Raw genomic sequence first — 19,454 nt, 5'->3', positions numbered from 1 at the left:
GCAGCCATGTCTACCAACCGTTCTATGTCACGCCTATTTGCCGTTGCCCTGATCGCCCTGTTGCTGGGCGCCGGCGGCTTCGGTTATTGGCGGTCCACCCAGGACCGCCTGCCCGCAGGCTTGAGCATGGGCAACGGGCGCCTGGAATCCACCGAAGTACAGATCGCCGCCAAGATCCCCGGGCGCCTGGCCGAAGTGCGTGTGGATGAAGGCGATAAGGTGCTCAAGGGCCAATTGCTTGCGCGCATGGACACCCGCACCCTCGAAGCCCAACGCGCCCAGGCCGAAGCCGAAGTGCTGCGCGCCAAGGAAAACTTCGCCGCCGCCGAGGCCAACGTGCAATTGCGCCAAAGCGAGCAACTGTTGGCCAACCAGGAACTCAAGCGCACCCAGGAGCTGTACAAGCGCGGCTTCGCCAGCAGCCAGTTGATCGACCAGCAGCAAGCGCGCCAGAACACCGGCAATGCTGCGGTGATTGCCGCGCAGGCCCAGGTCAACGCGGTAAAGGCCGCCATCGGCGCCGCCCAGGCCCAGGTGGCGCAGCTCACCAGCGAAATCGACGACAGCAGCCTGCGCGCGCCCATCGACGGCATCATCCAGTTACGCCTGGCCGAACCGGGCGAAGTGCTCGGCGCGGGGGGGCGCGTGTTGTTGCTGATTGATCCGAATGATCAATACATGAACCTTTACTTGCCCGCCTCCGTCACCGGTCGCCTGACCGTCGGCAGTGACGCGCGCATCCTGCTCGACGCCCTGCCCCAGCAGCCGTTGCCGGCCAAAATCAGTTTTGTCGCGGCCAAATCGCAGTTCACCCCCAAGGAAGTGGAAACCCGCGACGAACGTCAGAAGCTGGTGTTCCGCGTCAAACTGCGCCTGACCCAACCCAGCGCTGTGCCGCAAGCCAAACCGGGCATGCCCGGCGCCGGTTATGTGCGCACGGCGGATATCGACTGGCCGGCCAACCTGCAATGACCGGCCTGGCGCTGCACGCCACCGGGATCAACCACCGCTACGGCAAGCAACAGGCACTGGTCGACATCGCCTTCAGCCTGCCCGCGGGTACGCGCTGCGGACTGATCGGCCCGGATGGCGCGGGCAAGTCGAGCCTGCTGGGGTTGATCGCCGGGGTTAAAAAGCTGCAGGCAGGCCAGCTTGAGGTGCTCGGCGGCTCCATCGAAGACCGTCGCCATCGCAACAGCCTTTACCCGCGCATCGCCTTCATGCCCCAAGGCTTGGGCGGCAACCTGTATCCCGAATTGTCGATCAGCGAGAACATCCGCTTCTTCGCCACGCTGTTCGGCCTGTCGAAAGCCGATTGCGAACAGCGCATGCACAACTTGCTGCTGGCCACCGACCTCGCGCGCTTCGCCGAGCGCCCGGCCGGCAAGTTGTCCGGCGGTATGAAACAGAAGCTCGGTTTGTGCTGCGCGCTGATCCACGACCCGGACCTGTTGATCCTCGACGAACCCACTACCGGCGTCGACCCACTGTCGCGCCGGCGCTTCTGGGAATTGGTCGACAGCGTACGCCGCGAACGCCCGCAACTGACGCTGCTGGTGGCCACGGCCTACATGGAAGAGGCCGAACAGTTCGAGCATTGCCTGATGCTCGATCGCGGCAAGCTCATTGCCGACGGCCTGAGCAGTGAGCTGGCAGGCGCAACACCCAGCGGGAAACTGGATGAAGCCTTCACCCACTTCCAGGGCGACAGCGCCCATAACAACCAGCCACTGGTGATTCCGCCACGCGAAAGTGGCAATACCGACATCGCCATCGAAGCTCACGACCTGACCCTGCGCTTTGGTGATTTCACGGCAGTGAACAAGGTCAGCTTCGCGATTGGACGCGGCGAGATTTTTGGTTTTCTCGGCTCCAACGGCTGCGGCAAAACCACCACGATGAAGGTCCTCACCGGCCTGATGCCGGCCACCGAGGGCAGTGCCACGCTGCTCGGCAACCCGGTGAATGCCAAGGACCTGGCGACCCGCAAGCGTGTGGGGTTCATGTCGCAGAGTTTCTCGCTGTATGGCGAACTCAGCGTTGTGCAAAACCTGGTACTGCATGCGCAACTGTTCGACTTGCCCAAGGCCGATAGCCGCGCGCGTATCGACGAGTTGATCCAACGCTTCGACCTCGGCAGCGTGGCTGAGCAACCTTCCGGCGAATTACCCCTCGGCCTGCGCCAGCGCCTGTCATTGGCCGTGGCGGTGCTGCATCGCCCGGAAGTGCTGATCCTCGATGAGCCCACCTCGGGCGTCGACCCAGCGGCGCGGGATGATTTCTGGCGGCTGCTGATTGAACTGTCCCGCGAACAGGGCGTGACGATTTTCCTCTCCACCCATTTCATGAACGAAGCCCAGCGCTGCGACCGCATTTCCCTGATGCACGCGGGCAAGGTGCTGGCGTGTGACACACCCGATGCACTGCAACAGCAATTCAATGGCGACACCCTGGAAGCTGCGTTCGTCACCTGCCTGGAGCAGGCACAGGGCGAACCCGAGCCCGCCGCGCCGAGCAAAACCGTCAGCGAAAGCAGCCCGCCGCCCGTCAGTAAACGCGGCTTCAGCCTCTCACGGCTATTAGCCGTGGCCAGCCGCGAAGGCAAGGAGCTGCTGCGCGACAAAGTGCGCATGGCCTTTGCCTTGCTCGGGGCGATGTTCATGATGGTGATCTTCGGCTACGGGATTTCCCTGGACGTGGAGAATCTGGCTTTCGCCGTCTATGACCAGGACCAGACCCCACAAAGCCGCGCCTACCTCGAAGCCTTCCGCAGTTCGCGCTACTTCGCCGAGCAGGCGCCGATTCGCGATGCGAGCGAACTGCACCGGCGCCTGCAACGCTCGGAAATCAAATTGGCCCTGGAAATCCCGCCGGGTTTTGGCCGCGATCTGTACGCCGGCCGCCAACCCACGGTGGCCGCATGGATCGACGGTGGCATGCCGTTTCGCGCGGAAACCAGCCGTAACTATGTGGAAGCCGTCCATCAAGGCAACCTTCAGCAACTCGCCGAACTGAGCAGCCTGCCCCACAGCAACCAAGCCGCCGCCAAGCTGGAAACACGTTTTCGCTACAACCAGGACGTGGTCAGCGTGAATGCCATCGGCCCCGGCGTGATGGCGCTGATCCTGGCGTTTATTCCGGCGATGCTCACTGCACTGGGCATCGTGCGTGAAAAAGAGCTGGGCTCGATCACTAACTTCTACGCCACGCCACTGACCCGCCTGGAGTTCCTGCTGGGCAAACAAGCGCCGTACCTGGCCGTGAGCCTGGTCAACCTGGCGTTGCTGGTGGCGATGAACCGCTGGCTGTTCGGTGTGCCGTTCAAGGGCAGCGGCCTGGCGTTGGCATTCGGCGGCCTGCTGTATGTGCTGGCCACCACCAGCATGGGCCTGTTGATTTCGGCGTTCACGCGCACGCAGATCGCGGCGATCCTCGGCACCATGATCATCACTAGCCTGCCGACCATCCAGTTCTCGGGGCTGATCGTGCCGCGCTCATCCCTGGAAGGCGCGGCCGCAGCGATGGGCATGCTGTTTCCGGCCGGGCATTTCCTGGACATCGCCGTGGGCACGTTCACCAAGGCCCTGGACCTGCGCCAGTTATGGCCGCAGTGCCTGGCGCTGTTCGGCTTTTTCGTCGGGTTCACCGGGCTGAGCCTGATCATGCTCAAGAAGCAGGAGGCCTGATGCACAAGCTCGCTCATATCCTGCGCCTGGGCCTCAAGGAACTCACCAGCCTGCGTCACGACAGCGTATTGCTGCTGTTTCTGGCCTACGCCTTTACGGTCGCAATCTATATGCCCGCCGCCGGCTCGGTAATAGGGGTGCACAACGCCAGTGTGGCGTTTGTCGATGAAGACCACAGCGCGCTCTCGCGGCAGATGGCCGAGGCGTTGCAACCGCCCGAATTCCAGCCGCCTGCGCCGCTGGCCTACGACCAACTGGACAAGGTCATGGACAGTGGCGAGTACACGTTCGTGATCAATGTGCCGGCGAACTTCCAGGCTGACCTGTTAGCGGGTCGCCAGCCGGGTGTGCAGGTCAACGTGGATGCCACGGCGATGAGCCAGGCGTTTATGGGCGCGGGGTATATCGGCCGGATTTTCCAGCGCGAGTTGCTCAACTACAGCGGCCAGGCCGACGCCAGCCAGAAGGCACCCGCACTGCTCACCACCCGCGCGCTGTTCAATACCAACCTGGAAGGCGGCTGGTTCCTGGCGGTGATCCAGATCGTCAACAACATCACCATCCTCGCCATCGTGCTCACCGGCACCGCGCTGCTGCGCGAACGTGAGCACGGCACGCTCGACCATCTGCTGGTGCTGCCGCTGACCGCACTGGAAATCATGCTGGCGAAAATCTGGAGCAACATGCTGGTGGTGGTGCTGTGTACGTGGCTGTCGCTGGAGCTGGTGGTCAAAGGCTTGCTCGGTGTGCCGTTGGCCGGATCGCTGAGCCTGTTTCTGTTTGTGACGGCACTGTATCTGTTTGCGAGTACCGCGCTGGGGATCTTCCTCGCCACCCTGGCGCGCTCGACGCCGCAGTTCGGGCTGCTGGCGATTCCGGTGATTATTCCAATGCTATTGCTGTCGGGTGGCAGCACGCCGCTGGACAGCATGCCCGAGTGGTTGCAGTGGGTGATGCAGGGCTCGCCGTCGACGCACTTTGTGAGTTTAAGCGCGGCGATTCTGTTCAGGGATGCGGGCGTGATTGTGGTGTGGCCGGATTTGCTGGCGCTGGCGGGGATTGGGTTAGTGTTTTTTGCGGTGGCGTTGGCTCGGTTCAGGAAGAGCCTGGCTTCTTGAGGCGCCTGCAGAGGCCCCTTCGCGAGCAAGCCCGCTCCCACATTTTGACCGAGCTCAACGAGAGGAATGCGGTCGAATGTGGGAGCGGGCTTGCTCGCGAAAGGCGCGAAGCGCCCGCTTTACTGGATGATCAGGTTATTGAAGAGCAGATCTTCCACCATCGGCTTGCCGGTTTCGTCGTTCATCACTTGCTGCGTTTGCTTCAGGGCTTCCTGGCGCAGTTTTTCTTTGCCTTCAACGGTGCTCATGGCCTCGTTGGTCTGCTGGGTAAACAGCGCCACCAGTTGGTTCCGGATCAACGCATCGTTGGCTTTGACCGCGGCAGCAGCTTCAGGCCCGGTCACGCGCAGGGCGATGTCAGCCTTGAACACCTTGAGCTTTGCGCTGCCATCCAGGCCGTAGTTACCCACGAATGGCGGCGTCAGGCTGATGTAGCTGACCTTCGGCGCTTCGCCTTCTTTCGCTTCTTCGGCCTGGGCTGCCATCGGCAAGGTCAGGGCGAGCATCAACAGGATCCAAGCTTTCACGGTTCATTCCTCAAATTCGGTTGCCGGCTAGCATAACGCTAGCAAGGCTGAGCACAAGCTTATGGCGACTTATCAGGCCCGGGCATGCTCGTTGACCCACGGGCGTACCCTCCTACACTTATCGGCCACGACACCAAAAGGAATAGCCCGATGAAAGCTGTGCTGTGCAAAGCCTTCGGCCCCGCCGAAACCCTGGTGCTGGAAGAGATCGCCAGCCCCGCGATCAAGAAGAACGAAATCCTGCTGGACGTGCACGCGGCCGGGGTGAACTTCCCGGACACCCTGATCATCGAGGGTAAATACCAATTCAAGCCGCCCTTTCCGTTTTCGCCGGGTGGCGAAGCGGCGGGCGTGGTCAGTGAAGTGGGCGAGAAGGTCAGCCACCTGAAAGTCGGTGACCGGGTCATGGCGCTGACCGGCTGGGGCAGCTTTGCCGAGCAGGTCGCGGTGCCCGGCTATAACGTGCTGCCGATCCCGCCGAGCATGGATTTCAACACCGCCGCCGCCTTCAGCATGACCTACGGCACCTCGATGCATGCGTTGAAGCAACGGGCCAACCTGCAACCCGGCGAAACCCTGTTGGTGCTCGGAGCCTCCGGTGGCGTAGGCCTGGCCGCCGTGGAAATCGGCAAAGCCATGGGCGCCCGCGTGATCGCCGCCGCCAGCAGCGCCGACAAACTGGCCGTGGCCAAGGCCGCCGGTGCGGATGAGCTGATCAACTACAGCGAAGCCAGCCTGAAGGATGAGATCAAGCGCCTGACCGACGGCAACGGTGTCGATGTGATCTACGACCCGGTCGGCGGCGACCTGTTTGACCAGGCCGTGCGCGGCATTGCCTGGAACGGCCGCCTGTTGGTGGTCGGTTTCGCCAGCGGACGCATTCCCGAGCTGCCGGTGAACCTGGCGCTGCTCAAGGGCGCGTCGGTGGTTGGGGTGTTCTGGGGCTCGTTCGCCCAGCGCCAGCCGCAGGACAATGCGGCGAACTTCCAGCAGTTGTTTACCTGGTACGCCGAGGGGAAGTTGAAGCCGCTGGTGTCGCAGGTGTATCCGCTGGAGCAGGCGGCACAGGCGATTAATGACTTGGGGCAGCGCAAGGCTGTCGGAAAGGTTGTCGTCCAGACCCGCTAACCGCTTTGAAATGCAATCCAATGTGGGAGCTGGCTTGCCTGCGATAGCGGTGGGTCAGCCAAACCCACTTAGCTGGCAGACCGCAATCGCAGGCAAGCCAGCTCCCACAGTTGATCTGCATGGGCCTTAAGCACTGATACCGACCCACACTTATCTATTCGCGACATGTTCATAAGAGAACATGCAATTGCTCCCATTTCCTGTGTTTGCGGATAAGAGGCGATGCTATTTTCGGTAACGAAACTGTAACATTCGCATCCGCAGTCAAAACAAGAAATTTGGAGCTCTTGAATGTTTGCTTTCTTTCGTCCTGCCGCACACCAGGCGCCTCTGCCTGAAGAAAAAATAGACAGTACTTACCGACGCCTGCGCTGGCAGATTTTCGCCGGTATTTTCTTCGGCTACGCCGGTTATTACCTGCTGCGCAAAAACTTCTCCCTGGCCATGCCCTACCTGATCGACGAGGGTTACACCCGAGGTGAGCTGGGCCTGGCGATGTCGGCGATTGCGATTGCCTACGGCCTGTCCAAGTTCCTTATGGGCCTGGTGTCCGACCGCTCCAACCCGCGCTATTTCCTGCCCTTCGGCCTGCTGATCTCGGCCGGGGTGATGTTTATTTTCGGTTTCGCACCTTGGGCAACGTCCAGCGTGACCATGATGTTCATTTTGCTGTTCATCAACGGCTGGGCCCAGGGCATGGGCTGGCCGCCAAGTGGGCGGACCATGGTGCACTGGTGGTCGCAGAAAGAACGCGGCGGCGTGGTGTCGGTCTGGAACGTGGCGCACAACGTCGGCGGTGGTCTGATCGGCCCGCTGTTCCTGCTCGGCATGGCCTGGTTCAACGACTGGCACGCAGCGTTCTATGTGCCGGCGACCGTAGCGTTGATGGTGGCGGCGTTTGCGTTCATCACCATGCGTGACACCCCGCAATCGGTCGGCCTGCCGCCGATCGAGCAATACAAGAACGATTACCCGGAAGGCTACGACGCCAGCCACGAAGACGAATTCAGCGCCAAGGAAATCTTCGTCAAGTACGTGCTGCGCAACAAAATGCTGTGGTACATCGCCTTTGCCAACGTCTTCGTTTACCTGCTGCGCTACGGCGTATTGGACTGGGCACCGACGTACCTCAAGGAAGCCAAGCACTTCGACGTGGATAAAACCTCGTGGGCGTATTTCTTCTACGAGTGGGCCGGTATTCCAGGCACGCTGCTGTGCGGCTGGATGTCAGACAAGATCTTCCGCGGCAACCGTGGCCTGACCGGCATCGTGTTCATGGCCTTGGTTACCGTGGCGACCCTGGTTTACTGGCTCAACCCGCCAGGCAACCCGATGATCGACATGATCGCGCTGTTCTCCATCGGTTTCCTGATCTACGGCCCGGTGATGCTGATCGGCCTGCAGGCGCTGGAACTGGCACCGAAAAAAGCCGCGGGCACCGCAGCCGGTTTCACCGGGTTGTTCGGTTACCTGGGTGGTTCGGTGGCAGCGAGTGCGGCCATGGGCTACACCGTTGACCATTTCGGCTGGGATGGTGGTTTTGTGCTGCTGGTGGGCGCGTGCCTGTTGGCGATTGCCTTCCTGATCCCAACGCTGTGGCACACCAACAGCGTCAGCACGGCGCGTTAATCGCCGGAACAATCCTTCTTACACCGCTTGAGCCGCGCCTCCAGATTTTTATCTGGCATGGCGTGGCTACGCAGGGCGTTAACGGTTTGCTCGACATAATCGCGCGTAGTGCCGTAACGCCCGCAAGCGCTTTCCAACACGTGGTTAAGCACGATATCGGGCAAGTTGCCGGCGTAGCTGGGCAAATGCCGCTCCAACACAAACCCCAACGCCTGCACCTGAGTGCCATCTTCCAGACGGCAGTTGAGCCAGTGTGGCCGGTAAGAAGGGTAAGGCATCTCGCGCTGCCATAAGGCGTAAAGCGAGGCCTCCAGTTGATCGTCCGGCAAGCGGTAGGCAAACCCGCTGCAGGAACCGCCGCGATCCAGCCCGAACACCAAACCCGGCGACTCCGGCGTGCCCCGGTGCTCGTGGGACCACAAGTACAAGCCCCGATGATAGCCATGAACCCGTGCGCGCATGCGCTGGGTCGACGAGCATTCGGGGCGCCAGATCAGCGAACCATAAGCGAACAGCCAGACCGGCCCACCCTTATGCTTGGCCATGGTGGCCTGCATCGAACTCATCAATTGCTCGTGAGTAAGTTGCGGCCCCAAATCGAGCCGCGGAGGGTAAGCCAATTGCAAAAGATCGGTTTCAATAACGGTCATGGCGGATCGCTTAGGTCTCCTGTGTGACTGCAAATGTTGCTATGAGAAGCTATTACCAGTTGTAAGCAACTTTACCGTAATAGAACGCGCCGCTGTAACCGTACGGCGAAAAAGTGCTATAGGCGAGGTTGCCGCCGCTGCTGGCGTAAGCATTGACCTTCTCGGGGTATTTGTCGGTAACGTTGTCGCCGCCCAGGGTGAAGGTCCAGTTCTTCAGCTTGTAGTCCGCCGACACGTCCAGCACCCACGCGGCCTTGAAGGTCTGGTCGTTGACCTTGTCGGCCTGGTAACTGGTGAACTCACCATAGCGCACCAGGTTGCTGTGCAGTGCCCAATTGCCATAGGTGAAATCGTTGCCCAGGCTGAGTTTGTGCTGCGGGGTGGTGTCGCCGAGCAAACCGATCCGCTCGCGACGGTCCACTCGCACCAGGTTGGCACCGAGGCTGTCCAGAATGGCCGGGTTGGCCTTCACGTCTGTCACTTTGGTGTGGTTGTAGTTGTAGCCTACGGTGCTGTTCCAACGAATGCCGTTATCGAACTGGTAGCGATAGTTGGCCACCAGGTCGACGCCGTCGGTGCTGGTGTCTGTGGCATTGGTGAAGTAGCGCGCGCTGGTGTAGTTGATGTTGCCGACACCGTTGGCTTGCAGGTACGCAACGGTCGCCGGGTTCAAGTTGAGGTTGGAGGACAGGCTGATGCGGTCGCGGATGTCGATGCGGTAGACGTCGAGTGTCACGGTCAGGTCATCCGCAGGCTCCAGCACCAGGCCAAGGCTGTAGTTGCGCGACTTCTCGGCCTTCAGGTCTTCGGCGCCGAGCAGACGGGCGACCTTGCTGTTGGCCGGGAACGTGCCCGCTTCCTGAATGGTGCTGCCAATCAACTGCGACGAGGTGTAGGCAAAGTTCTGCTGGGCCAGCGACGGCGCGCGGAACCCGTTGGAAATACTGCCGCGCAACGCCACTTGCGGGGTGAAGTCATAACGCGCCGACAGCGAGCCACTGACGTTGGAGCCGAAGTCGCTGTAATCCTCATGCCGCACGGCCGCCGAGGCGCTGAGTTTTTCGGTGAAGTTGGTTTCCAGGTCGAGGTACTGGGCCCAGTTGTGCCGCGAGCTGCTGCCGGCGTCGGCATCCCGGAAGCCGCCCAGGCCCGAGCTGCCGGTCTGGTAGTAGGACGCCGGGTCGCCGGCTTCGATTTCATAGCCCTGGCGCAGGTATTCGCCACCCAATGCCACGGACACCGGATACGGCAGGAAACCCACGTCAAATTCACGGGACAGGTCCAGGCTGATTTGCTTCTGGTCGTTGCTCAAGGTGCCGTTGTCGAACTTGCGCGGCGTGGCCAGGCCGAGTGAGGTGTTGATGGTTTCGGTACTCAGCTCGTACTGGTTTTTGCCGTAGTTGGCCGACAGATCGTAATGCCAGTCGTAGGCCAGCAAGCCGCGCAGGCCGACCACCAATGACGTGTCTTCCAGGTTGCCCTTGATCAGCGGCAGGTAGCCATTGGGGTTGAGCGCGGGGATGTTATTGGACGCATTGCTCGCCCGGTAGAACGCCGCCGTCTCGCCGCGCCGTTTGCTGTAGCCGCCAAAGGTGTAGAACTCGGCTGCATCGTTGAAGGAATATTCGGAGTTGAACTGGAACTTGCCTTCGTTGGTGGCCGGTTCACCCTGGCGGAATACACGCTGGCCATAGGTAGTGGAACCCACGCTGCCTGGGCGCAAATCATCGCCGGCGCGGTTGGTGTAGTCGTTGTCGGCACCTTCGCCCGACACGTTGATAAAGCCGTTGTCGCCCAAGGCAAACCCGGTATTGCCGCTGACATTGCGCTGGATGCCGTCACCCTTTTTGTATTCGCCGAACTTGGTCGAGATCGAGCCGCCATGGTCGGCGTGCTTGAGGATCACGTTGATCACCCCGGCAATTGCATCCGAGCCATAACGCGCGGAGGCGCCATCGCGCAGCACTTCAATATGGTCGACCGCCGACAGCGGGATGGCATTCAAATCCGCCGGCGCCGAGCCACGGCCCACGGCGCCGCCAAGGTTGACGAAGGCACTGGTGTGACGACGTTTACCGTTGACCAGCACCAGTACCTGATCCGGCGACAGGCCGCGCAACTGCGCAGGGCGCACCAGTTCGGCACCATCTACCAGGCTTGGGCGCGGGAAGTTGATCGACGGAATCAGGCGCGCCAACACCGCACCCAGCTCATCGGAGCCGGTGCTGCGCAAGGTATCGCCGGAAATCACATCGATGGGTGACAGCGAAGCACTGGCGGTACGCTCTTGGGCGCGGGTGCCGGTGACGATCACGGTGTCGAGTTTTGGTGCGTCGGCGGTGGCCGTTTCGGCCGCCAGGACTGAGTTGAATCCCACAGCGGTCAGCAAATTGGCCGACAAAATCGCTGTGTACAGCGCGTGTTTCTTGTAGCTCCCCATACCGCTCCCCTTTTGAATCAACAATCAGAACTTCAATGCTCTGAGTTCGTACGATCGATCCGGCTGGCGGCGGTGGCGGTCATTTATTGGTTATTGGCTGATAGTCGGTAGTCCGTTGCCTTATAGCTTAATGAGATTATTCCTACATCTAAAATACCCAAAAAGAATAAGCATAGGCAGCCATGTTTTCAGCGCAGGTTCAGGCCGCGCAGAACGTTAGCCGCCAAACTGTAGAAGTTTAGCGACCCCCATTAGCCGCCCACTCAAACGACTATCGAGGTCGGACCATGAAGTACTTTTTTTCTGGCTTACTGCTGATGGCACAAGCCGCTGCCGCCCTGGCCTCTGAGGCCGCCGCCGAAGACGATAAGGGCTTCTGGTACGCCCAGACGAGCGTCTACACCCGGCACTTTTCGCCAGACCCGCAGCACAACAACAATCAGGATTTGATCAACCTGGAGCGTAATGAAGCCTCCGGGCTGGTGTATGGCGGGGCGACGTTTCGCAACTCGTTCAGCCAACGTTCATATTACGTTTACGCCGGCAAACGCTATGACATTGGCGAATCGCCGTTCTATATGAAAGTGACTGCAGGCGCGCTTCAGGGCTATCGCGGCAAGTACCGCGACAAAATCCCACTCAACCGTTTTGGCGTGGCACCGGCGATCATTCCCTCTGTGGGCGTGAACTTCGGCCCGGTGGCCAGCGAGTTGGTGTTGCTGGGTTTCAATGCGGCAATGCTGACGGCGGGTGTGCGTTTCTGACCATCAGGCAAGCTGAATAAGCTCCCACAGTTTGATGGGATACAAAATCAGGGACGCGGCGCGTAGGCGAACACGTCGGCGCGCATCTGGTGCGCATCCATGCCGGCGTCGACCAGCGCATCCAAGGTGCCGTAGATCATCGCTGGCGAACCGCTGGCATAGACATGCACGGCCTTGAGGTCGCTGATGTCTTCACACACCGCCTCATGCAGCAGCCCGCAGCGCCCTTCCCAACCGCACAGGTCGCTGACAACTTTGTGCAGGAACAGGTTGGGCAATTGCTGCCACTGGTCCCAGTGTTCGATTTCGTAGAAATCTTCCGGGCGACGCACGCCCCAGTACAGGTGCACCGGGTGCTTGAAGCCGGAAGCGCGGCAGTGTTCGATCAGGCTGTGCATCTGCGCCATGCCGGTGCCGGCGGCGATCAATACCAGCGGCCCGTCGGGTAGTTCGGCCAGGTGTGTGTCACCAAACGGCAGCTCGACACGCGCCATTTGATTGCGCTGCAATTGCTCAATCAGGTTGCGGGCACTGTCTTCGCGCACCAGCACATGCAACTCCAGCTCACGCCCGGCGTGGGGCGCCGAGGCCAGGGAGAATGCCGACTTCTCGCCATTGTCCCGCTCGATCATCAGGTATTGCCCGGCGTGGTAGCGCACGGCCTTACCGGCCGGAGCACGCAGGCGCACGCGCCATACATCGCCACCGACTTCCACACACTCACTCAATTGGCACGACAACTTGCGCAACGGCAACTCTCCCGGCGCCAGCACGCCATCCCACAACACAATGCAATCTTCCAACGGTTCGGCGATGCAGGTGTAGAACTCACCATGGTCGCGTACTTCACCGGCTTGCTGCACCCGGCCTTCGACCAGCAGCGCCGCACACACATGGCACACGCCATTGCGACAGGCCTGCGGGCACTCGTAGCCCAGGCGCCGTGCGCCTTCGAGGATTCGCTCGCCAGGGACCAGTTCCAGTACCGCGCCGGAAGGTTGCAGGGTTACACGCATCAATCTATTCCCAATTCTTTCCAGATCGCATCCACGCGCGCGGTCACGGCTTCATCCTTGACGATCACCCGGCCCCACTCGCGGGTGGTTTCACCCGGCCACTTATGGGTGGCATCCAGGCCCATTTTCGAACCCAGGCCCGACACCGGCGAGGCAAAGTCGAGGTAGTCGATCGGCGTGTTATCGATCATCACCGTGTCGCGCTTGGGGTCCATGCGCGTGGTGATGGCCCAGATCACGTCGTTCCAGTCCCGCGCATTGATATCGTCGTCGGTGACAATAACGAACTTGGTATACATGAACTGTCGCAAAAACGACCACACACCCAGCATTACCCGCTTGGCGTGGCCCGGGTACGACTTCTTCATGGTCACGATGGCCATGCGGTACGAGCAGCCTTCGGGCGGCAGGTAGAAGTCGGTGATCTCCGGGAACTGCTTTTGCAGGATCGGCACGAACACTTCGTTGAGCGCCACGCCGAGAATGGCTGGCTCATCCGGCGGACGGCCGGTGTAGGTGCTGTGGTAGATCGGCTTGATCCGATGGGTGATGCGCTCGACGGTGAACACCGGGAAGCTGTCGACTTCGTTGTAATAGCCGGTGTGGTCACCGTAAGGGCCTTCATCGGCCATTTCGCCCGGATGAATCACGCCTTCGAGGATGATTTCGGCGGTGGCCGGCACTTGCAGGTCGTTGCCACGGCACTTCACCAGTTCGGTGCGATTGCCACGCAGCAGGCCGGCAAAGGCGTATTCGGACAGGCTGTCAGGCACCGGCGTGACGGCACCGAGAATGGTCGCCGGGTCAGCGCCCAGGGCCACGGACACCGGGAACGGCTTGCCGGGGTGTTTTTCGCACCACTCACGGAAGTCCAGCGCACCGCCACGGTGGCTCAGCCAGCGCATGATGACCTTATTGCGGCCGATCACTTGCTGACGGTAGATACCGAGGTTCTGGCGATCTTTGTTCGGGCCTTTGGTGACGGTCAGGCCCCAAGTGATCAATGGGCCGACATCGCCGGGCCAGCAGGTCTGCACGGGCAGCATGCCAAGGTCGACGTCATCGCCTTCGATGACCACTTCCTGGCACACGGCGTCTTTGACCACCTTGGGCGCCATGGCAATGATCTTGCGGAAGATCGGCAGCTTCGACCACGCGTCCTTGAGGCCCTTGGGTGGCTCGGGCTCCTTGAGGAAAGCCAGCAGCTTGCCGATCTCGCGCAGCTCGCTGACCGACTCGGCGCCCATGCCAAAGGCCACACGGTCCGGTGTGCCGAACAGGTTGCCGAGCACCGGGATATCAAAGCCGGTCGGGTTCTCGAACAGCAGCGCCGGGCCCTTGTTGCGCAGGGTACGGTCGCAAATCTCAGTCATTTCCAGCACCGGGGAAATCGGCACCTGGATACGTTTCAACTCTCCGCGCTGCTCAAGTTGCTGCACGAAATCCCGAAGATCCTTGAATTTCATTAACCATGCCACCCGTAAAATAGGCGTACATCCTACCTGCTCTTACGAGCGCTGACAGCTTATTGCACGTCATTGCGGCTCATGGCTGAGTCAGCAGATGTATTGCGCAGCGTGCGGAAGAACGGTTCAAGGAACCCTTCCACAAGCCGCGAGCCCGCGATTGAAAGGTGATTGTCATCGGTGTAGAGCGCGTGACCATCAAGCTCGACCCTGCACCAGCTGTTGACCTCACACAGCTTGGGCGCCGGGTCCAGCACCCGAACGCCTGGGTCAGCCGCTGCCAGTCGTTCAAAGGTGGCGCTTATATAGGCCTGTCGCTCCAAGTGTTCGGCGAGTGGCAAGCCCTCCTTGTCGGTCGGACGCCCCAACATCGCCAAACGGGCGAGCCGGAAAGGCACGTTGAAATCCTGCAGCGGCACTTCCTTGACCAGCCATACCCGGTGACCGCTGGCGCGCAGTTGCTGCACCTGCGCATTCAAACCCTCGGCGAACAGCTGCTGCGCGATGGCTCGGTCATATTTCCCCGTCGCCGGGTCATGGATGGAAGCCCCGGTATCGCCGGAGCGCTCCCCATAAACGTAGAGACTCCAACGTGCGACCAGCACCACATCGCTGAAGTGCTCGCGGCTCAACAACGCTGCGGTGCGTTCGTTGAAAGCTCTGCATCCGGGCGTATTTTCTTCCCGAAAGAAAGGCAGGCAGCCGGCGTAACCCGCTTGAGTGATGCTGAAGTCGTATTTGATTGACCCATCTTTCAACGCCGGAATCAGCGCTGACGCATGGCTGTCACCCCACACCAGCGCCCGCGCCGTGCTCGCTTGCGGGCCAAAATGGCAAGGTTCACGGTGATTGTTTTTCTTGTCATCCCCCAGGCAGCTCATGAGCTTGGGGCTCCAGGTGTGCGTCTGGGCAAACTGCAATGCCTCAGGCGACAGCCGCTGCGCAAACCCATCCGACCACACCAGGCCTTTTCCGGCCAGGCCCAGGCTGGCGAGGGCAATGACACCCGCCACCAGGATCGCTCGGCTCCCTGCCAGCAGGCGCCGCTCACGAAACGGCCCTTCGATAAACCGCCAGGACCCATAACCCAGCAGCAGGCTCAAGAAGAACAGCGCCGTCAGCTCCAAAGGCGTGAGGCCAAAAATACTGGCGTACTTGCCAAACACCAGCACCGGCCAGTGCCACAGGTACCAGGAATAGGAAATCAGCCCTATGCCCACCAACACACGACTGCCCAACAGGCGCCCGACCAGGGTTGTGTGTTGGCCGTTGGCCCAAATCAGCCCCACCACACCCAATACCGGCAACAGGGCCGCCGCCCCTGGGAAGGCCGTATCGGCGTCATAACGGAATACCGCGACCAAAACCAGGCTCAGGCTGATCAAGCTGACGGCCTGTGCCAACCCCAGGCTTACCCGCTCAGCGCGTACCGGCAACACCGCCAGCATGGCGCCTGCCAACAGCTCCCAGGCACGCATAGGCAGCAGGAAAAACGCCTTTTCGGGTTCATGGGACACCGCCCACACGCTGGCAGCAAATGACACCAGCAACAGCACAAACAACGCGCTGCGCCAAGGCTTCAGCCAGCGCGACAGCACCGCCAGCAACAGCGGAAATGCGATGTAGAACTGCTCTTCAACCGAAAGCGACCACGTGTGCAGCATCGGCTTCATATCGGAGGCGGTCTCGAAGTAGCCGTCCTGACGCATGAAGAACAGGTTGGAGATGAAAATCACCTGATTGTGAATTGAGCGTCCCAGCTCTTCGTAGTCCTTGGGCGCCAGCAGAAACCAGCCGACCACCAATGACGCAAGCATCATGACAATCAGCGCCGGCAGGATACGCCGGGCCCGCCGGGCCCAAAAATCCAGAAACCTGAAATGCCCGGCCTGACGTTCGCGCCAAATGATCGAGGTGATCAGGAAACCTGAAATCACAAAGAACACATCAACGCCGACAAAGCCGCCAGTAACGCCTGGAACCCCGAAATGGAACAGCACGACAGCCAGTACAGCGATGGCACGCAAGCCGTCAATGTCTCTTCGGTAAGCAAGAGAGGTCATAAATGGTAGTCAGTCTGGGACGGTTTGAGGTGAGCGTAGGCGCGCCCACCTTTGTTGTTTATTTACTGACAACCCTGCCGAACAAACCTCCCTTAATGTGACGCAAAAAAAATGGCGCCCCAAAGGGCGCCATTTTTTCGGACCTGAAGCGTCGTATTACTTACGTTTCATCGACAAGAAGAACTCGTCGTTGGTCTTGGTGGCTTTCAACTTGTCGACCAGGAACTCGATGGCGGCGACTTCGTCCATCGGGTGCAGCAATTTGCGCAGGATCCACATACGCTGCAGTTCGTCATCGGCGGTCAGCAACTCTTCGCGGCGTGTGCCGGAGCGGTTGATGTTGATCGCAGGGAACACACGCTTTTCCGCGATACGGCGGTCCAGAGGCAGTTCCATGTTGCCAGTACCCTTGAACTCTTCGTAGATCACTTCGTCCATCTTCGAGCCGGTTTCAACCAGCGCGGTGGCGATAATGGTCAGCGAGCCGCCTTCTTCGATGTTCCGCGCGGCGCCGAAGAAACGCTTTGGTTTCTCCAGGGCGTGGGCATCGACACCACCGGTGAGGACCTTGCCGGAGCTCGGGATCACGGTGTTGTAGGCACGGGCCAGACGGGTGATGGAGTCGAGCAGGATCACCACGTCCTTCTTGTGCTCGACCAGGCGCTTGGCCTTCTCGATCACCATTTCGGCAACCTGCACGTGGCGGGTTGGCGGCTCATCGAACGTCGAGGCAACCACTTCGCCGCGCACGGTGCGCTGCATTTCGGTTACTTCTTCCGGACGCTCATCGATCAGCAGCACGATCAGGTGAACTTCAGGATTGTTACGCGCGATGTTCGCTGCAATGTTCTGCAGCATGATGGTCTTACCGGCTTTCGGCGGTGCGACGATCAGGCCACGCTGGCCTTTACCGATAGGGGCGCACAGGTCGATGACACGACCGGTCAAGTCTTCGGTGGAACCGTTACCGGCTTCCATCTTCATGCGCACGGTCGGGAACAGCGGCGTCAGGTTCTCGAAGAGAATCTTGTTTTTCGCGTTCTCGGGACGATCGAAGTTGATCGTGTCGACCTTGAGCAGGGCGAAATAACGCTCACCTTCCTTCGGAGGACGGATCTTGCCAACGATGGTGTCACCGGTGCGCAAGTTGAAGCGACGGATCTGGCTCGGCGAGACGTAGATGTCGTCTGGGCCGGCGAGATAGGAAGCGTCAGCGGAGCGGAGGAAGCCGAAGCCGTCCTGGAGAATCTCCAGCACGCCATCACCGGAGATTTCCTCGCCGCTTTTCGCGTGCTTTTTGAGCAGGGAGAAAATCACGTCCTGCTTGCGCGAACGGGCCATATTTTCTATGCCCATTTCTTCGGCCAATTGGAGCAGGTCGGTAATCGGCTTTTGCTTGAGTTCAGTCAGATTCATATAGGAATGACGTAATCATTTATGGAGGGGGGAAATTAAGCTTTTGGCTTAATGAGGCCGCGCCGCAGAGAAGGCGACAGGATCGCGTACTAATCGAAAAGGAATGCGTCGGCGACGGCTTGCAGGGGGCAGTGGAGAAACCAGTGCGGGGCCGAATGTACCACCTGAATTTCGGAGCGTCTAGCCCTGTTTCACGAAAAAGCCCCGCAATTTGCGGGGCTTTTTTAACGACGCTTAAATGTTCGCGTCGAGGAAAGCTTGCAACTGAGACTTCGACAGTGCGCCCACTTTAGTGGCTTCGACGTTGCCGTTCTTGAACAGCATCAGCGTCGGGATACCACGCACGCCGTGCTTGGCCGGGGTTTCCTGGTTGTCGTCGATGTTCAGCTTGGCAATGGTCAGCTTGCCTTCGTAGGTGGTCGCAATATCGTCCAGAACAGGGGCGATCATTTTGCAAGGGCCGCACCATTCAGCCCAGTAGTCAACCAGCACCGGGCCTTGAGCCTTGAGTACTTCGGCCTCAAAGGTCGCGTCGGTGACGTGCTTGATAAGATCGTTGCTCATGGATGTCTCCGGATTGTAAGCAAAAAAAACGTGGCCCATCATAGCCGCCCTTCCCCCGTTCAGGAAGCCGCCTCTGATTGACTCTTGCTATGGTGGTGCATGAGTTTGGGTATAGCTCAACTCATGACGACACGGGAGTCACGAATGCGATGCCCGTGCGCAATGCCGCATTGCGCACGTGTTCCTGCATGGTTTTCTGCGCCGCCGCACTGGCGCGTCGGGCCAGGGCACGCAGGATCTTGCGGTGCTCCTGCCAGGTTTCCATCGCCCGCTCCGGCCGGATGAACGGTAGTTTCTGGCTCTCCAAAAACACCTCGGCACTCGCACTCAAGATGCTCACCATCGCCTGGTTACCGCTGGCCAGCAGGATCCGCTGGTGAAATTCGAAGTCCAGCCGGGCAGCAGCTTCAAAGTCGCCAGCCTTGAGCACCTTGCGCATGGCCTCAACGTTGTCTTGCAGGCTGTCCAGCTCATCGACGCTCAGCGTCACCGCCGCCAGCCCCGCCGCAAAGCCCTCCAGGGCGTAACGTAATTGGAAGATATCCAGCGGCGTCGCCTGGGCCGCAAAGGGCCAGGCAAACCCGGGTGACTCGTCAACCGCCTGCACAAACACGCCTTTGCCGGGTTGCACACTGACCACCCCCAAGGCACTCAAGGACGACAACGCCTCACGCAGCGACGCCCGACTGACCCCCAACTGCACCGCCAGGTCGCGCTGGGACGGCAATGCATCGCCCGCTGCAAAGCCCTGTTCCTTGATCAGTTTGCGGATGGCCTGCAGGGCCGCTTCCGGTACGGCTTGGGCGATGGAATTCATAAAAAACTCATAGTTCCAGACAACTGAGCGGCTAGTTGTAAAGCTATTCGAAGCCGGCGGCAAGCCACGACCCAAAGGGGCTCGCGGGGTTTTGTCGACGCTCGAAAAAGGTGCGAAAAGCGCGACCACTGTTCAGACCAGTAAGACCACCGCGCCTCAACAAATCCCGG

The 19,454-nt window shown here is 60.3% G+C and carries 15 protein-coding genes; 6 read left to right on the top strand and 9 right to left on the bottom strand.

Annotated features, from left to right (window positions below):
• Positions 1–6 precede the first annotated feature (6 nt).
• From HX783_RS17895 to HX783_RS17885, 3 genes are read left to right on the top strand one after another with little or no spacing between them, the layout of a single operon-like run.
• Positions 7–972, top strand: coding sequence for an HlyD family secretion protein (locus tag HX783_RS17895; protein ID WP_177017777.1), 966 nt, complete (start codon positions 7–9; stop codon positions 970–972).
• Positions 969–3,686, top strand: coding sequence for a ribosome-associated ATPase/putative transporter RbbA (rbbA, locus tag HX783_RS17890; RefSeq protein WP_177017776.1), 2,718 nt, complete (start codon positions 969–971; stop codon positions 3,684–3,686). The genes HX783_RS17895 and rbbA overlap by 4 nt, the downstream gene beginning before the upstream one ends.
• Complete coding sequence (locus HX783_RS17885) at positions 3,686–4,804, top strand: ABC transporter permease (protein WP_177017775.1); 1,119 nt, start codon at positions 3,686–3,688, stop codon at positions 4,802–4,804. Before rbbA ends, HX783_RS17885 begins: the two co-directional genes overlap by 1 nt.
• A 119-nt stretch (positions 4,805–4,923) precedes the next feature.
• Here the strand turns inward: HX783_RS17885 and HX783_RS17880 are convergent, their stop codons facing one another.
• Entirely contained in the window at positions 4,924–5,331 is a 408-nt protein-coding gene (locus HX783_RS17880) for a flagellar basal body-associated protein FliL (RefSeq protein ID WP_159960837.1), read from the bottom strand.
• 150 nt (positions 5,332–5,481) lie between these two features.
• Here HX783_RS17880 and HX783_RS17875 point away from each other — a divergent pair, with 150 nt between their 5' ends.
• Together HX783_RS17875 and glpT are read left to right on the top strand one after the other, a co-directional pair.
• Positions 5,482–6,459: an NADPH:quinone oxidoreductase family protein gene (locus tag HX783_RS17875; protein ID WP_177017774.1), complete on the top strand. Its 978-nt coding sequence runs from the start codon at positions 5,482–5,484 to the stop codon at positions 6,457–6,459.
• Between the two features lie 291 nt (positions 6,460–6,750).
• Positions 6,751–8,088 carry a glycerol-3-phosphate transporter gene (glpT, locus tag HX783_RS17870; protein ID WP_177017773.1) on the top strand — a complete coding sequence of 446 codons (1,338 nt, stop codon included), beginning with the start codon at positions 6,751–6,753 and terminating at the stop codon, positions 8,086–8,088.
• On the opposite strand, the gene HX783_RS17865 is transcribed toward glpT, so the two are convergent.
• On the bottom strand, positions 8,085–8,738 hold the full coding sequence (locus tag HX783_RS17865; RefSeq protein ID WP_177017772.1) for a gamma-glutamylcyclotransferase: 654 nt from the start codon (positions 8,736–8,738) through the stop codon (positions 8,085–8,087). The genes glpT and HX783_RS17865 overlap by 4 nt on opposite strands.
• A 52-nt stretch (positions 8,739–8,790) precedes the next feature.
• A complete protein-coding gene (locus tag HX783_RS17860) occupies positions 8,791–11,178 on the bottom strand; it encodes a TonB-dependent siderophore receptor (RefSeq protein WP_159960845.1) in 2,388 nt (795 codons plus the stop codon).
• 287 nt (positions 11,179–11,465) lie between these two features.
• Between HX783_RS17860 and HX783_RS17855 the strand changes: the two genes are divergently transcribed.
• Positions 11,466–11,942, top strand: a complete 477-nt coding sequence (locus HX783_RS17855) for a sn-glycerol-3-phosphate transporter (RefSeq protein WP_159960847.1) — start codon at positions 11,466–11,468, stop codon at positions 11,940–11,942.
• 47 nt (positions 11,943–11,989) lie between these two features.
• Here the strand turns inward: HX783_RS17855 and HX783_RS17850 are convergent, their stop codons facing one another.
• From HX783_RS17850 to HX783_RS17825, 6 genes are all read right to left on the bottom strand, one after another.
• Positions 11,990–12,958, bottom strand: coding sequence for a CDP-6-deoxy-delta-3,4-glucoseen reductase (locus HX783_RS17850; RefSeq protein ID WP_159960849.1), 969 nt, complete (start codon positions 12,956–12,958; stop codon positions 11,990–11,992).
• The gene (gene ubiD, locus HX783_RS17845; protein WP_056860766.1) at positions 12,958–14,424 is read right to left on the bottom strand and encodes a 4-hydroxy-3-polyprenylbenzoate decarboxylase; all 1,467 of its coding nucleotides are present in this window, start codon (positions 14,422–14,424) and stop codon (positions 12,958–12,960) included. The genes HX783_RS17850 and ubiD overlap by 1 nt, the downstream gene beginning before the upstream one ends.
• Positions 14,425–14,483: 59 nt before the next feature.
• A complete protein-coding gene (locus HX783_RS17840) occupies positions 14,484–16,487 on the bottom strand; it encodes an acyltransferase family protein (RefSeq protein ID WP_177017771.1) in 2,004 nt (667 codons plus the stop codon).
• 156 nt (positions 16,488–16,643) lie between these two features.
• A complete protein-coding gene (gene rho / locus HX783_RS17835) occupies positions 16,644–17,903 on the bottom strand; it encodes a transcription termination factor Rho (RefSeq protein ID WP_159960853.1) in 1,260 nt (419 codons plus the stop codon).
• Between the two features lie 234 nt (positions 17,904–18,137).
• Positions 18,138–18,467, bottom strand: coding sequence for a thioredoxin TrxA (trxA, locus tag HX783_RS17830; RefSeq protein ID WP_003213989.1), 330 nt, complete (start codon positions 18,465–18,467; stop codon positions 18,138–18,140).
• A 121-nt stretch (positions 18,468–18,588) separates the two neighbouring features.
• Positions 18,589–19,284, bottom strand: a complete 696-nt coding sequence (locus tag HX783_RS17825; protein WP_159960855.1) for a FadR/GntR family transcriptional regulator — start codon at positions 19,282–19,284, stop codon at positions 18,589–18,591.
• Between the last annotated feature and the right edge of the window lie 170 nt (positions 19,285–19,454).

Origin of the sequence: Pseudomonas sp. D2002 (assembly GCF_013385735.1) — a bacterium.
Classification (GTDB): Bacteria; Pseudomonadota; Gammaproteobacteria; order Pseudomonadales; family Pseudomonadaceae; genus Aquipseudomonas.
This window is presented reverse-complemented; position numbering and strand designations above follow the sequence as displayed.

What these genes read in the sequence shown, in the direction of transcription:
- rbbA (WP_177017776.1), top strand. Translation starts at nt 969, where the DNA reads ATGACCGGCCTGGCGCTGCACGCCACCGGGATCAACCACCGCTACGGC.
- glpT (WP_177017773.1), top strand. Translation starts at nt 6,751, where the DNA reads ATGTTTGCTTTCTTTCGTCCTGCCGCACACCAGGCGCCTCTGCCTGAA.
- HX783_RS17865 (WP_177017772.1), bottom strand. Translation starts at nt 8,738, where the DNA reads ATGACCGTTATTGAAACCGATCTTTTGCAATTGGCTTACCCTCCGCGG.
- HX783_RS17885 (WP_177017775.1), top strand. Translation starts at nt 3,686, where the DNA reads ATGCACAAGCTCGCTCATATCCTGCGCCTGGGCCTCAAGGAACTCACC.
- HX783_RS17840 (WP_177017771.1), bottom strand. Translation starts at nt 16,487, where the DNA reads ATGACCTCTCTTGCTTACCGAAGAGACATTGACGGCTTGCGTGCCATC.
- HX783_RS17895 (WP_177017777.1), top strand. Translation starts at nt 7, where the DNA reads ATGTCTACCAACCGTTCTATGTCACGCCTATTTGCCGTTGCCCTGATC.
- rho (WP_159960853.1), bottom strand. Translation starts at nt 17,903, where the DNA reads ATGAATCTGACTGAACTCAAGCAAAAGCCGATTACCGACCTGCTCCAA.
- HX783_RS17825 (WP_159960855.1), bottom strand. Translation starts at nt 19,284, where the DNA reads ATGAATTCCATCGCCCAAGCCGTACCGGAAGCGGCCCTGCAGGCCATC.
- trxA (WP_003213989.1), bottom strand. Translation starts at nt 18,467, where the DNA reads ATGAGCAACGATCTTATCAAGCACGTCACCGACGCGACCTTTGAGGCC.
- ubiD (WP_056860766.1), bottom strand. Translation starts at nt 14,424, where the DNA reads ATGAAATTCAAGGATCTTCGGGATTTCGTGCAGCAACTTGAGCAGCGC.
- HX783_RS17850 (WP_159960849.1), bottom strand. Translation starts at nt 12,958, where the DNA reads ATGCGTGTAACCCTGCAACCTTCCGGCGCGGTACTGGAACTGGTCCCT.
- HX783_RS17875 (WP_177017774.1), top strand. Translation starts at nt 5,482, where the DNA reads ATGAAAGCTGTGCTGTGCAAAGCCTTCGGCCCCGCCGAAACCCTGGTG.
- HX783_RS17855 (WP_159960847.1), top strand. Translation starts at nt 11,466, where the DNA reads ATGAAGTACTTTTTTTCTGGCTTACTGCTGATGGCACAAGCCGCTGCC.
- HX783_RS17860 (WP_159960845.1), bottom strand. Translation starts at nt 11,178, where the DNA reads ATGGGGAGCTACAAGAAACACGCGCTGTACACAGCGATTTTGTCGGCC.